We start from the raw sequence: 15,304 nt of genomic DNA on the forward strand, positions 1-15,304 counted from the left end.
CGACGCTCGTCTCTCGCGACAACTATTATATTCTATCAAACCTATCTCTTCCTGTCAAGAATTAACTGTCACTTTTTCAATCTTTTTTTCTTATTGTCTCTTAAACCCTGATATTACGTGCTTCTTTGGTTAGTGTTTTTTTTAATAAAATAGGAAATATAGTAATTTCTCTACATTATAGTTTAAATTAAATAATAAAAAACACTCCCAATTTGAGAGTGTTTTAAACATTGATATATGAATAATATTAACGTTTTGAGAATTGTGATGCTTTGCGGGCTTTTTTGAGACCTGGTTTTTTACGTTCAACCATACGAGCGTCACGTGTAAGAAGTCCAGCGCGTTTCAAAGCACTACGGAAGTCTGGGTCTACTTGGAGCAATGCACGAGCGATACCGTGACGGATAGCTCCTGCTTGACCAGATACACCACCACCATTTACGTTTACGAGAGTGTCGTAGCTACCTTCTGTTTGTGTAGCTGCAAATGGTTGGTTGATAACAAGACGCATGTCTGCGTGTGGGATGTAGCTTTCTACTTCGCGTCCGTTAACTGTGATTTTACCAGTACCAGGTACGAGACGTACGCGTGCTACTGCATTTTTACGACGGCCTGTGCCGGCATATTGTACTTGTGCCATTATGTTCGTTCCTTCCTGATTAGATCAAACCTGTGATGTCAAGGACTTCAGGTTTTTGAGCTGTATGTGTGTGTTCTGCGCCAACAAACACTTTAAGTTTCATGCCTTGAGCACGTCCAAGTGTGTTGTGTGGAAGCATACCTTTTACTGATTTTTCAATCAAACGTACAGCATTCTTTTCACGGAGTTCACCAGCAGTAACTGATTTCAATCCACCTGGGTGAAGTGAGTGTGAGTAGTATACTTTATCAGTTGCTTTTTTACCAGTCAATTTGATTTTTTCAGCGTTAACAACGATTACGAAATCACCTGTATCAGTATGTGGTGTGTATGTTGGTTTGTTTTTTCCGCGGAGTACGCTTGCGACAACTGCAGAAAGACGTCCAAGAGGAACATCAGTTGCATCGACGACGTACCATTTACGGTCAACGTTTTGAGCGTTAGCCATGAATGTAGTTTTCATCATTTTGGTTATTTTCCTTTTACTAGAATTTGTTTACAGCAGGTGTAAGAGTCCTGCAAAGTATTTTTGGGTTTCCGGGGCCACAAAAATGGGGTAAACAATACCGTTTATCATCATATCATATTCCGCCTCGCTTTGTCAAGGCTTTTTTGCTTCTAACGCTTTATCTTTTAATTACTTTTAGAGCTCTTAATTTTTTTGTTATTAAAATTTTGCTGTTGAATATTTATTCCATTGATATTAGAAGACTTAAGCAATCTAATAGTAGTTTTATTTGAAGTGTGATACACTTTTTTTAATAGATAGATTTATAAAATACAATATTAAATAGAGCTTTTTTAATTTTTTATTCAGTTGATTTAGAAAAAGTGTATATTTATTTTAGAAAAGAGGAGAATAGTATGTTTTTAGCGATTAATGAAATCAGACATTCAAAATTGAGGTATGCCCTTGTGATTGGGGTTATGTTTTTGATTGCCTATCTTGTATTTTTCCTAACTGGCCTGGCCTACGGACTTGCTCAAGAAAATCGAATGGCTGTTGATAAATGGAATGCCTCCGATATTTTTTTATCTGAGAAAGCAAATGATTCTCTCAATATGTCAATGATTGAACCTGATCTCGCCAATGAACTGGCCGCTAAAGAAAAAGCGGCCCTCGCCCAAACTGCTGGTATCATTTATGATGCTACTGACGAAAATAAGAAGCAAAACGTTAGCTTTTTTGGTATAAATTCAAAGGAGTTTTTAAATCCAAAAGTTATCGAAGGAAAATCCTTTAAAAGCAGTGGCGAGGTGGTCGCTGATATTAGCTTGAAAAAACAATATCATTATAAAATAGGAGATAGAGTGAAACTGGCAACCAACAACGAGCCTTTGCTGATTGTAGGTTTTACAGATAACGCTAAGTTTAATATTTCTCCTGTGCTTTATACTTCTATGGAGACTTTCCAAACTGTCCGTTACGGTGCCAATTCTAGTTTTCAACCTAAAACTACTTATAACGCTATTGTTACGCGTGGGAAAGTGAGTCAGCAACCTAAAGGTCTTCAAAAATTATCCATCAGTAAATTTATAGATAAGCTCCCAGGTTATAGTGCTCAAGTTTTGACTTTTGGTTTCATGATTGGCTTTTTAGTCGTGATTGCTGCAGTAGTCATTGGAATCTTTATTTATGTTCTGACCATGCAAAAGATAGCAATTTTCGGAGTAATGAAAGCTCAAGGAATTTCTAGCCGTTTTATTGCCAATTCAGTCATTGCCCAGACTTTTATTTTAGCTGTTAGTGGAGTGATTATAGGTTTATTAGCAACGATTGCTTCTGCTTTGATTTTACCTGAGGCAGTTCCTTTTCAAACAAACCTTCTTTTCTTTGGTGTCATCGCCCTCTTAATGGTTTTAGTCGCAATTATTGGCGCTTTGTTCTCTGTAAGGACAATTGTCAAGATTGATCCCTTGAAAGCAATCGGGTAGGTAGGAGGAAATAGAATGAAAGCAATTGAGTTAAAAAATGTCAAAAAGAATTTTAAAGATGGCGACGAAACAATTGAAGCATTGAAAGAAACCAATTTTTCAGTAGATAAGGGAGAATTTGTTGCAATCATCGGTCCTTCCGGCTCTGGTAAGAGCACTCTTCTTACTATTGCCGGTGGATTGCAAAGTCCTTCTTCTGGAGAAATTTGGATTAACGGTCAGACTTTAAGCGAAAAGAAAGAAAAAGCACGCGCTAAAGTTCGTTTTGAGGAAATTGGTTTTATTTTGCAAGCCTCTAATCTTGTTCCATTTCTTACTGTCAAAAAACAGCTTGAACTGGTCGATAAAATCACTAAAGGAAAAAATAATAAATCTGGTCTAGAGTTGCTTAGTCGCCTAGGTCTAGACAAATTAATTGATAAATATCCTGATGAGCTTTCTGGTGGAGAGCGTCAAAGAGTTGCGATTGTACGCGCGCTTTACAATGACCCCTCCATTGTCTTGGCAGATGAGCCGACTGCAAGTTTAGATACTGAAAAAGCTTACGAAGTCGTTAAAATATTGGCAAAAGAAGCGAAAGAAAAAAATAAGGCAACAATCATGGTCACTCATGATTTACGTTTGGTGGATTTTTGCGATAAAGTTTACTTAATGCAAGATGGAAGTTTAAGAGAAAAAAAAGATTAGATTTTTCATCCACTCCATAGTCAAATATGGAGATTTTTTTCATTATTTTATCACATGTTTGGTATAATAGATTCTAATAAGAAATTATTTTAAACAAATAGTTGGATTCTTATTCGCGAACCTCTTATTTATGGTAGAATAATCTTATGAATATTGTCCTAAAATTAAGCTCTAATGCCTGTCAGCAACTCTCTGAAAAATATAAATCTTACGAGCAAACTTCTAAAAATCCTTATATTCGCTTTTTTGCTAAAGTTGGAAAAACTTCTATTTCTGTTTATACGTCTGGAAAAGTAGTCTTTCAAGGAAGTGATGCCGGAAAAATTGCTAGTGAATTTGGACATGTTGCTCAAGTTGTTCCTAAAAAGCAAACTAATCTTATTGGGACTGACGAGGTAGGAAATGGTTCATATTTTGGTGGCTTAATGGTTACTGCAAGTTTTGTCAGTGATAATCATTTGAAATTTTTAAAAGAAATGGGTGTCGCTGATTCTAAAAAATTAACTGACGAAAAAATTTGTCAGATTGCCCCAAAATTGATAGAGGAGATTCCTCATGTTGCCTTGGTTGTTGAGCCTGAGAAGTATAACGAAGTGATTGCTTCGGGTTATAATGCTGTCAGCATCAAGGTTGCCTTACATAATCAAGCAATTTATCTCCTTGAAAAGCAACTCGGTAGCCAGCCTGAAAGTATTGTTATCGATGCTTTCACAACCGAAGCAAATTATAAAAAATATGTTAGCGCAGAAAAAAATCACCCACTGACAAACGTAACTTTACTGACAAAAGCTGAAGATCAATTTTTAGCTGTTGCAGTTAGTTCAATTATTTCTCGTTATAAGTTTTTGGAAAATCTCAAAAAGTTATCAAAAGAATCTGGCTTTACTTTACCCAGTGGCGCAGGAAATTTGTCTGACAAAGTTGCGGCTCAAATCATTAAGAGTCAAGGGATTGATGCTCTGAATCACTTAGCTAAATTACATTTTGCCAATACACAAAAAGCGATGAAAATCGCTCAATTATAGAAAGTAATAATATAATGAAATTTTTAAAAGAATGGGGATTATTTATCTTTATAATCGCCGCTGTCCTTCTCTCGCGCGTCTTTATTTGGTCACTAGTTGTCGTTGATGGCCATTCAATGGACCCTACTTTAGCCGATAAAGAAAGACTCGTAATTGTTAGAACGACAAAAATTAATCGTTTTGATATTGTAGTTGCCAAAGAAAACGCGGCTGATGGTTCAACCAAAGATATTGTCAAACGTGTCATTGGAATGCCTGGCGACACTATAAAATTCGACCATGACCAACTTACTATCAATAATAAGGTTTATCCAGAAAACTATCTCAAAGACTACCAAAAACAATTGGCTGATGGTCAATTGGAAAAAACTTACGGGAACTATCCTTTGACAAAAGCATTAACTGATCAAAATCGTAGTTTATTTGTAAGCTTAGCTCAGAGCACCAAAGCTTTTACAACGGATAGTACTGGTAATCCAACCTTTACAGTCAAAGTCCCTGACGGACAATACTTCTTGATGGGAGATAATCGTGTTGTCTCTCAAGATAGCCGAGCAGTTGGAAGTTTCAAACGTTCAGCGATTATTGGTGAAGCCAAATTACGAGTTTGGCCACTCAATAAAATTTCTTTCTTTTAAGTAAATAAGCAAAAAAGTTACTGACAGAATGTCTGCCAGTAACTTTTTTTATTTGTCATTAAATATATTTCCCAATTGAACATCAATTGAACGATTGGCAATATCAATGCGGTCAACTTTCAAGATTGATTTATAATCATCAATCAATCGTTCACCTTTAAATGGTCCTTCAAGAAAAACGGCAACACCGGCAAGTAAACAATCAAATTCATGAACAAGACTTCTCATTCCATTGATTGTTCCTGCGCCTTTCATGAAGTCGTCAACAATCAAAACATTTTGACCGATTGAAAGACTCCGTTTGGATAAGGTCATATTTTCAACACGAGAACTTGAACCCGACATATAATTTACATTGAGCGTTGCTCCTTCGGTCACTTTAGGGTCACGACGAACAATTACGAAGGGAACATCTAAAATCTCAGCAACCGACTGAGCGATTGGAATTCCTTTTGTTGCAATGGTCATGACAACATCAACTTGCTTTTCATGATACTCATGAGCAATAATTTGACCAATTTTACGAAGATTTGATGGAGTGCCTAAAATATCTGACAGATAAATATATCCCCCAGGTAAAATTCGATTTTCTTCACGTAAAAGTTCAGCAATTTCCTGACTCATTTCCAACGAACGTTCGTCAGTAATGTAAGGTGTAAACCGAACTCCTCCAAGGCTACCTGGAAATGTTTCAACCAGACCTACTCCTTGGTTTTCAAAAACACGTTTGATAAATACTAAATCTTCTGAAATAGAGGATTTGGCTACCTCATAATGTTTACTCAGTTCATTTAAATTTAGCATTTGATTGGGATGATTAATTAAAAAATTTGTAAAATCAACTAAACGTTCGTTTCTTTTCATTTATTATCTCATCTCCTATTTGATAAGCTTATTATAGCATGGTATTTCCGAACATTCAAGTTTCACATGAAACAATTTACTGACAGCTTCCAGATTCATAAAATATTTTTCTGTCAGTAATTTTTAATTTTAAAAGTAAATAAAAAAAGCAGCATCACTTAGAAACTGCTTTCTCACTTTTAGGAGTAAAATTATGAAAAAAATTTTTTGGGAATAAATACATTATAGCTTCCTTGACTTAATGATTCATTAAATCAGGATAAAATGAAACTAAACCAAAAAAAATCTTGTCAGTAAAAAAATAACCTATCATTACTGACAGGTTATTTCATATTTTAAAATTAAAGCTTAGTCAGCGTTACGACCATTTTTAGCAATAATTTCTTCTTGTACTGATTTAGGTACGTCTGAATAGTGGTCAAATACCATCATGAAAGTACCACGTCCTTGTGTAGATGAACGGAGAGTAGTTGCGTAACCGAACATTTCAGCAAGTGGAACGAAAGCATTAACGATTTGTGATTTACCGTGAGCTTCCATTGAGTTAACTTGACCACGACGAGCAGTCACGTGACCCATGATATCTCCAAGGTTTTCTTCAGGAACAGTGATTGTAACTTTCATCATTGGTTCAAGAATTGCAGGTTTCGCAGTTTTAGCAGCTTCTTTCATTGCAAGAGAAGCGGCAACCTTGAAGGCAGTTTCTGATGAATCGACATCATGGTAAGAACCATCATAAAGTTTAGCTTTAATGTCAACCATTGGGTATCCAGCAAGGACACCGTTAGCCATAGTTTCTACCAAACCTTTTTCAACGGCTGGTACGAATTCACGAGGAACGACACCACCGACGATAGCATTTTCAAATTCAAATCCAGCACCTTCTTCATTAGGTGTGAATTCGATCCATACGTCACCGTATTGACCTTTACCACCTGATTGACGTTTGAAGAATCCACGTGCTGAAGTTCCAGCGCGGAATGTTTCACGGTAAGCAACTTGAGGCGCACCAACGTTTGCTTCAACTTTGAATTCACGTTTCATACGGTCAACAAGAACGTCCAAGTGAAGTTCACCCATACCAGAGATAACTGTTTCACCAGTTTCTGGGTTTGTTTCAACACGGAAAGTTGGATCTTCTTCAGCCAATTTTTGGAGGGCAACACCCATCTTATCTTGGTCAGCTTTAGTTTTAGGTTCAACCATCAATTGGATAACTGGTTCTGGAACTTCAATTGATTCAAGGATGATTTTAGCTTTTTCATCTGTCAATGAGTCACCAGTTGTTGTATTTTTCAAACCAACAGCAGCAGCGATATCCCCAGCGTAAACTGTTTGGATTTCTTTACGAGTGTTAGCGTGCATTTGAAGGATACGTCCGATACGTTCACGTTTACCTTTTGAAGTATTCAAAACGTATGAACCAGCATCAAGTGTACCTGAGTAAACGCGGAAGAATGAAAGACGTCCAACAAATGGGTCAGTCATGATTTTGAAAGCAAGCGCTGCAAATGGTTCTTCATCTGAAGCTGGGCGTTCGTCTTCTTCGTCTGTATCTGGGTTAACACCTTTGATGGCAGGGATATCAAGTGGGCTTGGAAGGTAGTCAATAACTGCATCAAGCATCATTTGAACACCTTTGTTCTTGAAGGCAGAACCAGCGAGCATTGGGTAGAAGTCAACATTGATTGTTGCTTTACGGATAGCTGCTTTGAGTTCTGCTTCAGGAATTTCTTCACCAGCAAAATATTTTTCCATGATATCTTCATCGAAATCAGCAATTGCTTCGATGAGTTTTTCACGCCATTCGTTTGCAAGTTCTGTGTATTCTTCTGCATTGAAATCCAAAGATGCCAATTCAGCGTTAAATTCGTCTGAACCTACAACAGTTTCTTTAATATCTGTACCAAGGTCGTTAGTATAGATTTCAGATTTCATAGTTACCAAGTCAATGATACCGATGAAGTCATCTTCTGCACCGATTGGAATTTGGATTGGATGAGCATTAGCACCCAAACGATCTCCCAAAGTAGAAAGTGAGTAGTAGAAATCAGCACCGATTTTGTCCATTTTGTTAGCAAAAACGATACGTGGAACACCGTATTCAGTCGCTTGACGCCATACAGTTTCTGTTTGTGGTTCAACACCTGATTGAGCATCAAGAACGGTAACAGCACCATCAAGAACACGGAGTGAACGTTGTACTTCGATTGTGAAGTCCACGTGACCTGGTGTGTCGATGATGTTTACGCGGTTACCTTTCCATTCTGCAGTTGTTGCTGCAGATGTGATTGTGATACCACGTTCTTGTTCTTGCTCCATCCAGTCCATTTGTGATGCACCTTCGTGAGTTTCACCGATTTTATGGATTTTACCAGTGTAGTAAAGAACACGTTCAGTTGTTGTTGTTTTACCAGCATCGACGTGGGCCATGATACCGATATTACGTGTATTAGCAAGTGAAAATTCGCGAGCCATTTTGTTCTCCTATTTGATTTTAGTCATGAGAATTTCTCATTAGTTTTATTGTATCAAATTTATGTTAAAAAATTAAAACAAAACCGAGCAGGCGAGGAGCCCAAGCCCGGTAATGTTCGTTTTTACATCAATTCGATGTTTTCGCAATCTTTTTTAGATTGTAAAATTGGAATTGCTAAATGGATACGAGGACAAAGGTTCCGAAGCGTACCAAAATACGCGAGGGTTCTTTCGACGAAGTAGCCATGACGCAATTACGATTTTACCAGCGGAAGTGAGCGAACGCACGGTTAGCTTCAGCCATTTTGTGAGTATCTTCACGTTTTTTGACTGCTGCACCTGTGTTGTTAGCTGCATCCAAGATTTCTTTAGCCAAACGATCTTGCATCGTGTGTTCACCACGGTTACGAGCGATTGTTACCAACCAACGAAGACCAAGAGTTGTACGACGTTCTGGACGAACTTCAACTGGGACTTGATAGTTAGAACCACCGACACGACGAGCGCGAACTTCAAGAACTGGCATGATATTTTCCATAGCAGATTCAAAGACTTCAAGTGGGTTGTTTCCAGTAGCTTCTTCAATTTGTTTGAAGGCTCCGTAAACGATTTGAGCCGAAACACCGCGTTTACCATCAAGCATAACGCGGTTGATAAGACGTGTTACTACTATTGAGTTGTACATTGGGTCTGCCAAAACTTCACGTTTTGGGGCACGATTTTTACGCATTCTTACTTATCTCCCTTCTTAAGCTTTTGGTTTTTTAGCACCGTATTTAGAACGGCTTTGTTTACGGTCAGCGACACCTGCTGTATCAAGTGCACCACGAACGATATGGTAACGTACCCCTGGAAGGTCTTTTACACGTCCACCACGAAGAAGTACAACACTGTGTTCTTGGAGGTTGTGTCCGATACCTGGGATGTACGCTGTTACTTCCATAAGGTTTGAAAGACGTACACGCGCGAATTTACGAAGCGCTGAGTTAGGTTTTTTAGGAGTCATAGTACCAACACGAGTTGCTACTCCACGTTTTTGTGGGCTTGCAAGTTTAGTTTGTACTTTTTTACGGCTGTTGTAGCCAACGTTCATTGCTGGTGATTTAGATTTAGTCACTTGAGCACGACGTGGTTTGCGTACCAATTGGTTAATTGTAGGCATTTTACTGTCTGCTTTTTATATTTTTCCACATTTCTGCGAAGCGATGAGAAATACAAAAGCATTCCTTTCTTTTTATTGGATGATTAAGATGTGAGATTGACCGTTTATATTCGTAGAAAATTAGAAAACGTTGGAGAGGAACGAAGTTCCTTGGAAACAGTTGTCTATTTTCCTAGAATATGGGAAATCGAACTCAATTTCTTTTATCAATTTTTGGGGTCAGTATATGGTCGCTTAAGCCAAGTTCTGACAAGAAGTTTAGCAACTTATACAAGTTCTCCTGAGAGTCCAAAGTAAAAAGTACCGTTTAATATAATATCATTTTTTATAGCGATTGTCAATCTATTTTTTAGAATAGTTGTAAAAAGCGATTAAGCCTATATTTTGAGTTATTTAGTTGCCGCTAGAGTCAAGGTTTTTCTGTCAACCACTCTAACCTCTCCATTTTCAAGTTTAACAATATAACTATTATTTAAAATGCTAGATTCATCTCCAGTAATAATTGTTGCAATTTGTCCGTCTGATAGTTCGATGATTTCGTCTTTTTTCATGATATATCCCTCCATGAATGTTTAATAGTCTAGCTGATGAATAGCATAAACAATGAGTAGTAAAATAAAAATTATTTCTATGATAATAGACAGTCTGTCTTTATTCATAAACTCCTTTCTAAAAATGGAGATAAGGTGTACTTTCAAGTACAGGGTGGGGAAAAAAGAATACATTAAAGCAGCTAAAGTTCTTATTTTAAATAGATTCTTCCAATGACTTATAAAATATTATCGGTCACTTGCCTTTGACTCCTAAATTATTCGTTTAATAGAATTAAGACTTGGAATAACATTCTTATTTTTGAGCATACTAACAATTTTCGTCTTTCTAAAATTAAAGACTAAGCAAAAAATTCCCCTTAGGGCTTACTTATCCGAATTTATTCAAGTAGCTCTTCTTTTTTAGGTTCATATCCTTTTTTTAAACAAAGTATAAAAAACGCAAAAAAGATTATTATCGGCCAAAATGGTACTTCTCTCATAATTTGAGATTCCTTTTTTAAAATTTATTGCAGTTGATAAAAACTAAGACACTAATATTTATTTTTTCCCCTAGTCCTAAATTACTTTTTCTTTTAGAACTAAAACAATTTCCTCATGTTTTAAAATCAATTCAAATTTTTCTCCTTTTATAATAAATTTTCATAAACATTTTAAAAATGTGGATGATCCACGCGAGTTTGTCCTAGTCTAATTTTATCACAAAATAGGTAAAATATGCCCCTGTGGTTAGGTGTCTGCTTCAATTTTCAGGAATAACCAAATTGCCTACAAAATAAAATGCATATTCTAGATAATTGAGATTACCTTTTTTCTGACAAAAATTTGCTAGAGTTTTTCTAACTTTTTACTTGTGGGTTTAAAAAGTGCTGAGACATTATTTGAGGGCTATTTGTATCTCTTAAGTCACTATGTTATAATCAAATCATGAAAAAAATTGCAATTATTTTTTGTACTTTACTGATGAGTTTATCAGTCCTTTCGGGCTTTGCTGTCAGTGCTGATACTACTACAACAAATAACTTTACAGTTGCTGCAAAATCAGCAATTGCTATTGACGCCTCAAGTGGTAAAATTTTATACGCGCAAAATGCTGACGATGCAAGCACACGAATTGCTTCTATCACAAAATTACTGACAGCTTATTTAGTTTACAAAAATGTAGCTGAGAATAAATTAACTTGGACTACTAAGGTTCCTATTTCAGACTATGCTTATGAATTAACTCAAAATTCTAATGCTTCCAACATTCCGCTAGCTCAAAATGGTCAGTATACTGTCAAAGATTTATTGAATGCGTTGCTTCTTCCATCCGCAAATTCCGCTGCTGTCGCTCTAGCTGAAAAAATTGCTGGCTCAGAACCAAAATTTGTTGATATGATGACAAAACAAATGAAAGATTGGGGAATTACTGACAGCCATCTCGTCAATGCTTCCGGCTTACCAAATGATGATTTGAATGGTCATATTTATCCAGGGTCTGGCGCCTCAGCAACAAATACAATGAGTGCAAAAGCCGTTGCAACACTCAGTTATCACTTAATTCAAGATTTTCCAGAAGTTCTTCAAATTACTAAGAAAACAGAAATTCCTTTTGATACAGGTAATGAAGAAAAAATGACTTTAACCAATACCAACCAAATGCTTAGTGGATTTTCTACTTCAAGAACTGGTGTAGATGGTTTAAAAACGGGGTCAACTAGTTTCCAAATTGACTGTTTTGCTGGAACAACCAATCAAAATGGTTTCAGAATTATCACAGTTGTTTTAGAAGCCACAGATCCTGCCGCTGATAACTCAACACCGTTTACCCTAACAAATCAGCTGATGAACTATGTTTATGGGCATTGGCGTACAACCAGTCTTGTGCAAAAAAATCAATCCTTAGATGATTTTAAAGAAATTGCTGTGACTGATGGAAAAGAAAAATCAGTTCAACTTGTTGCGCCACAAAACGTCACCCCTGTTGTTCCCTACGCTACAGATGGTAGTGCTGACACGAAACCATTAGTCATCAAGTTCGATAAGAAAAAGAATGCCACAGTTGAAGCAACAATCACTAAAAATCAAAAATTAGTCACTCTTTCTACTACAGTGAAAGATAGTTTAGGCTATCTTCCAAATTGTACAGCAGAGAAGATTCCTTTAGTTGCTAAAAAAACAGTCCCACGTAGTAGTGCTCCAAAAGTTTTTTGGAATCATTTTGTTAATTTTGTTAATGAAAAACTCTAAAATTTTACTGACAGAAAAATTGGTCAGTAAAATTGACGAATAAAAAAGCTGTCTATTTACTGACAGCTTTTTTTATTAACCTTTAGATTTTACAATCGCAAGTAGAATTGCTCCTGCTACGAACAAAACAATACCGATTCCCACATAAACCAATTCTTTTTTGGTTTTCTTTTCACCAAGGAAAAGAATTCCTCCAATAGTGGAAATGATAACACCCAATTGTGAGAATGAGAAGGCAATGGCATTACCAGCCGTACTAGCAGCCATGAGCATAAAGATATTACCTACGCCCCACATTGCACCAACAATCATGTTTTGATAAACATATTTTTCCATTTTAATTTTGAAACGACCCATTACAAGCGCTCCAAAAATCATCCCAACTGACATTGGTAAAATGATTGTCAATGTATCAAAATGAACATTGAACCAAAGTGCTGACAAGTTATTAAACAAAATAACATAAACAACATAACCCAAAGTTGAGTAAGTTAAAGCCGTCAAACCTTTAGTATAATTACGTCCTTCTTCAACAACAGCATTTTCAGGGTCACGTTTAGCAGAAAAATAGAAACCAACCACTAAGACAGCCATCGCAATAAATCCGAGAATAAATTGAATTTGTTTTGTCCATTCATGGAAAGCAAATACACCAATTAACCCCCCAATGACTAATTGGCTTCCTGAAGAAAGTGGACTTGCTACAGAAACACCCATGTATTTCATTGAATTAAACTGACCAAATTGACCAATCGCCCAAAGTAAACCACCAATAAATCCAATTAAGAAAATTTGCCATGTCAATGTTGGCATACGGAATAAGAAAACAATAAGTGCAAAAACAAAAGCGCCTAATGTCATTCCAAGTGTTTGTTGTTTAGCATCTCCACCAAATTTGTTAGCTACAAATCCGATAGAACCCCAAGCAAACATTGGAACAAGCGCGAGAAGAACTCCTTGCATGTTTATATTTACCTCTTTAAAATAGTTTTTTTACTTAAAAATTAAGCATTTCTCTATTTTACTCTTTTTTTTGGAAAAAACAAGAGATAAAAGAATACACAAAATTCATAACTGTTCATTTAAATTCATTTTCTTTTTTCAATAAGTACTAGAATTGGTGGAGTATGAATTTGATTAAGAGGTGCATAAGAAGTCACTTCCCAGTCCTTTTGTGGCAAAGTTGAAGCCCAATTAATGACAGCATTTTTTTCTTCCTCTCCTCCTTCATGACCGTAATAAATAACAAGCGCAATCCTACCACCCACAACCAGTAAATCTGTCAGGGACGATAATGCTGACAGAGTCGTTTCTGCCCTTGTAACTATATTTTTATCCGTTTTAGGTAGATAACCAAGGTTAAAGATAGCAGCTTTAACCGGACTTTGAACGTAATTAATCAGTTCTTCATGCCCAGCCAAAATCAAGTCTACTGACGGCTCTCTCATAGAAACTCCATTGAAAGCCTGTTCCTTTGGTGGTAGGCTAGACTGGTCAACTGGAGAAGCTTTTTTCACGATTTGCGTCTTCTTTATTGCTTTGTTTTCTAAACGCTTTTCTGTTGCTTCTAGGGCTGCCTCTTGTACATCAAAAGCATATACCTTAGCTCCTAATTCTGCTAAAAAAAGCGTATCATAGCCATTCCCCATCGTTGCATCTACCACAACATCATCAACATTTATGATGTCTTTCAACATCCAGTGGGCCATTTCTATCTGTTTTAACATCTATTTACTCATCACTTTCTAATTATTTTTATATACCAATTTAAGAGATTACCGATAAGTTTGTCATTTATATTTTCCATCTTCTTACTATTATTGTATCAAACTTTGCAAAAAGAGATGAATAAAAATTCATCTCTTGTAATTTAAAAAGTAATTAGACCGCTTTTACGAACATCTTTACAGCCTTGAATACTACCGCGTCGTTCCATTTCGGCATCAATACTATTCAATACTTCCCATTTTTTCAAAGACCACATTGGTCCAATAATCAAATCACGTGGAGCATCCCCAGTCAATCGATGAATGACAATTTCCTTGGGAATCAATTCCAGCTGATCACAGATCACCTGCACATATTCCTCTTGTGACATCAGCTGTAATTTTCCCTCATGATAATCACGCTGCAAGCGAGTCTGCTTCATTAAATGGAGTAAGTGTAGTTTCACCCCTTGAATATCAGAGTCTAAAACCATACGGCGTACATTTTCCAACATCATTTCTGTCGTTTCACCTGGTAATCCGTTAATTAAATGTGTACACACATTAATCCCATGAACACGTAAACGTCTCACAGCATCCACGTAAGTTTCATAATCATGAGCACGATTAATCATATCAGAAGTTTCTTCATAGGTGGTCTGCAATCCTAAATCAATCCAAACTTCCATCCGACGGTTAAGCTCTGCTAAATATTCTACAACATCATCCGGTAAACAATCTGGACGTGTCCCAATTGAAATTCCGATAACATCTGGTTGATTTACTGCTTGTTCGAATCGTTCACGTAACACTTCGACAGGGGCATGTGTATTAGTGAAATTTTGAAAATAAACAATATATTTCTTAACGCCAGGCCATTTTTTATGAAATTGGGTCACTTCAGCCGAAAATTGATCCGCAATTGGTGCTTCTGGTTCGAGAATCATATCACCTGAGCCAGAAACCGTACAAAAAGTACAACCACCATGTGCTACAGTACCATCACGATTAGGACAATCAAAACCAGCATCAATAGGAACTTTAAATATTTTTTCACCAAAATTTTTTCTTAAATATTCATTCCAAGTTGTATATCGTTTTCGCATTTTATCTAATTTCTCCGTTTATCAAATTATATCAAAAAAAATCAATTATTTTCTTAAATATAATAAAAAGAGAGACCTCAAAGTCTCTCTAAAAAACTGCGGATGTCAGACTCGAACTGACGACATCATGATTAACAGTCATGCGCTACTACCAACTGAGCTAATCCGCAATAACATAAAACTCGGTTTCCCGAGTTTTAATAATATAGTCCGTACGGGATTCGAACCCGTGTTACCGCCGTGAAAAGGCGGTGTCTTAACCCCTTGACCAACGGACCAT

16 protein-coding genes and 2 tRNA genes are annotated in these 15,304 nt (G+C 36.6%); 6 read left to right on the plus strand and 12 right to left on the minus strand.

The window, feature by feature from the left end:
• Positions 1–247: 247 nt before the first annotated feature.
• The gene (gene rpsI / locus RSC39_RS11605; protein WP_004254378.1) at positions 248–640 is read right to left on the minus strand and encodes a 30S ribosomal protein S9; all 393 of its coding nucleotides are present in this window, start codon (positions 638–640) and stop codon (positions 248–250) included.
• A 19-nt stretch (positions 641–659) separates the two neighbouring features.
• Positions 660–1,106, minus strand: a complete 447-nt coding sequence (gene rplM / locus RSC39_RS11610; protein ID WP_010906417.1) for a 50S ribosomal protein L13 — start codon at positions 1,104–1,106, stop codon at positions 660–662.
• A gap of 398 nt (positions 1,107–1,504) precedes the next feature.
• Between rplM and RSC39_RS11615 the strand changes: the two genes are divergently transcribed.
• From RSC39_RS11615 to lepB, 4 genes are all read left to right on the plus strand, one after another.
• A complete protein-coding gene (locus RSC39_RS11615) occupies positions 1,505–2,575 on the plus strand; it encodes an ABC transporter permease (RefSeq protein WP_332537355.1) in 1,071 nt (356 codons plus the stop codon).
• Positions 2,576–2,590: 15 nt separating this feature from the next.
• Positions 2,591–3,262 carry an ABC transporter ATP-binding protein gene (locus tag RSC39_RS11620; protein ID WP_332537357.1) on the plus strand — a complete coding sequence of 224 codons (672 nt, stop codon included), beginning with the start codon at positions 2,591–2,593 and terminating at the stop codon, positions 3,260–3,262.
• A gap of 146 nt (positions 3,263–3,408) precedes the next feature.
• Positions 3,409–4,287, plus strand: a complete 879-nt coding sequence (gene rnhC / locus RSC39_RS11625; RefSeq protein WP_332537359.1) for a ribonuclease HIII — start codon at positions 3,409–3,411, stop codon at positions 4,285–4,287.
• A gap of 11 nt (positions 4,288–4,298) precedes the next feature.
• Positions 4,299–4,925, plus strand: coding sequence for a signal peptidase I (gene lepB / locus RSC39_RS11630; protein ID WP_081213969.1), 627 nt, complete (start codon positions 4,299–4,301; stop codon positions 4,923–4,925).
• Positions 4,926–4,973: 48 nt separating this feature from the next.
• Here the strand turns inward: lepB and purR are convergent, their stop codons facing one another.
• The 4 genes from purR to rpsL all read right to left on the minus strand — a co-directional run bounded on the left by purR (position 4,974) and on the right by rpsL (position 9,429).
• The gene (gene purR, locus RSC39_RS11635) at positions 4,974–5,789 is read right to left on the minus strand and encodes a pur operon repressor (protein ID WP_010906422.1); all 816 of its coding nucleotides are present in this window, start codon (positions 5,787–5,789) and stop codon (positions 4,974–4,976) included.
• Between the two features lie 348 nt (positions 5,790–6,137).
• Positions 6,138–8,267, minus strand: coding sequence for an elongation factor G (fusA, locus tag RSC39_RS11640; RefSeq protein WP_014573452.1), 2,130 nt, complete (start codon positions 8,265–8,267; stop codon positions 6,138–6,140).
• Between the two features lie 262 nt (positions 8,268–8,529).
• Positions 8,530–8,997, minus strand: coding sequence for a 30S ribosomal protein S7 (rpsG, locus tag RSC39_RS11645; protein WP_063281961.1), 468 nt, complete (start codon positions 8,995–8,997; stop codon positions 8,530–8,532).
• A gap of 18 nt (positions 8,998–9,015) precedes the next feature.
• Positions 9,016–9,429: a 30S ribosomal protein S12 gene (rpsL, locus tag RSC39_RS11650; protein WP_003129874.1), complete on the minus strand. Its 414-nt coding sequence runs from the start codon at positions 9,427–9,429 to the stop codon at positions 9,016–9,018.
• 96 nt (positions 9,430–9,525) lie between these two features.
• On the opposite strand from rpsL, the gene RSC39_RS11655 reads away from it, so the two are divergent.
• A complete protein-coding gene (locus RSC39_RS11655; RefSeq protein ID WP_063281960.1) occupies positions 9,526–9,726 on the plus strand; it encodes a hypothetical protein in 201 nt (66 codons plus the stop codon).
• Positions 9,727–9,818: 92 nt separating this feature from the next.
• Here the strand turns inward: RSC39_RS11655 and RSC39_RS11660 are convergent, their stop codons facing one another.
• A complete protein-coding gene (locus tag RSC39_RS11660; RefSeq protein WP_021038038.1) occupies positions 9,819–9,980 on the minus strand; it encodes a hypothetical protein in 162 nt (53 codons plus the stop codon).
• A gap of 927 nt (positions 9,981–10,907) precedes the next feature.
• On the opposite strand from RSC39_RS11660, the gene RSC39_RS11665 reads away from it, so the two are divergent.
• Complete coding sequence (locus RSC39_RS11665) at positions 10,908–12,212, plus strand: serine hydrolase (RefSeq protein WP_332537364.1); 1,305 nt, start codon at positions 10,908–10,910, stop codon at positions 12,210–12,212.
• Between the two features lie 75 nt (positions 12,213–12,287).
• Here the strand turns inward: RSC39_RS11665 and RSC39_RS11670 are convergent, their stop codons facing one another.
• The 5 genes from RSC39_RS11670 to RSC39_RS11690 form a co-directional block, all read right to left on the minus strand.
• Positions 12,288–13,175 (minus strand): GRP family sugar transporter, encoded by an 888-nt coding sequence (locus RSC39_RS11670; protein WP_332537366.1) that lies wholly within the window; start codon positions 13,173–13,175, stop codon positions 12,288–12,290.
• A 125-nt stretch (positions 13,176–13,300) separates the two neighbouring features.
• A complete protein-coding gene (locus RSC39_RS11675; RefSeq protein WP_332537368.1) occupies positions 13,301–13,939 on the minus strand; it encodes a class I SAM-dependent methyltransferase in 639 nt (212 codons plus the stop codon).
• Between the two features lie 143 nt (positions 13,940–14,082).
• Entirely contained in the window at positions 14,083–15,024 is a 942-nt protein-coding gene (locus RSC39_RS11680) for a TIGR01212 family radical SAM protein (protein WP_332537370.1), read from the minus strand.
• A 96-nt stretch (positions 15,025–15,120) separates the two neighbouring features.
• Positions 15,121–15,194 (minus strand) — tRNA-Asn (locus RSC39_RS11685).
• A 36-nt stretch (positions 15,195–15,230) separates the two neighbouring features.
• Positions 15,231–15,302: transfer RNA gene (locus RSC39_RS11690), tRNA-Glu, on the minus strand.
• Positions 15,303–15,304: the final 2 nt, after the last annotated feature.

The sequence above is a fragment of the Lactococcus sp. genome (assembly GCF_036648155.1).
In the GTDB taxonomy this organism is placed as follows: Bacteria; Bacillota; Bacilli; order Lactobacillales; family Streptococcaceae; genus Lactococcus; species Lactococcus cremoris.

Coding starts and splice junctions, on each gene's coding strand:
- RSC39_RS11665 (WP_332537364.1), top strand. CDS start 10,908: ATGAAAAAAATTGCAATTATTTTTTGTACTTTACTGATGAGTTTATCA.
- RSC39_RS11675 (WP_332537368.1), bottom strand. CDS start 13,939: ATGTTAAAACAGATAGAAATGGCCCACTGGATGTTGAAAGACATCATA.
- RSC39_RS11615 (WP_332537355.1), top strand. CDS start 1,505: ATGTTTTTAGCGATTAATGAAATCAGACATTCAAAATTGAGGTATGCC.
- rplM (WP_010906417.1), bottom strand. CDS start 1,106: ATGATGAAAACTACATTCATGGCTAACGCTCAAAACGTTGACCGTAAA.
- purR (WP_010906422.1), bottom strand. CDS start 5,789: ATGAAAAGAAACGAACGTTTAGTTGATTTTACAAATTTTTTAATTAAT.
- RSC39_RS11670 (WP_332537366.1), bottom strand. CDS start 13,175: ATGCAAGGAGTTCTTCTCGCGCTTGTTCCAATGTTTGCTTGGGGTTCT.
- rpsL (WP_003129874.1), bottom strand. CDS start 9,429: ATGCCTACAATTAACCAATTGGTACGCAAACCACGTCGTGCTCAAGTG.
- RSC39_RS11620 (WP_332537357.1), top strand. CDS start 2,591: ATGAAAGCAATTGAGTTAAAAAATGTCAAAAAGAATTTTAAAGATGGC.
- RSC39_RS11660 (WP_021038038.1), bottom strand. CDS start 9,980: ATGAAAAAAGACGAAATCATCGAACTATCAGACGGACAAATTGCAACA.
- rpsI (WP_004254378.1), bottom strand. CDS start 640: ATGGCACAAGTACAATATGCCGGCACAGGCCGTCGTAAAAATGCAGTA.
- rnhC (WP_332537359.1), top strand. CDS start 3,409: ATGAATATTGTCCTAAAATTAAGCTCTAATGCCTGTCAGCAACTCTCT.
- rpsG (WP_063281961.1), bottom strand. CDS start 8,997: ATGCGTAAAAATCGTGCCCCAAAACGTGAAGTTTTGGCAGACCCAATG.
- RSC39_RS11680 (WP_332537370.1), bottom strand. CDS start 15,024: ATGCGAAAACGATATACAACTTGGAATGAATATTTAAGAAAAAATTTT.
- fusA (WP_014573452.1), bottom strand. CDS start 8,267: ATGGCTCGCGAATTTTCACTTGCTAATACACGTAATATCGGTATCATG.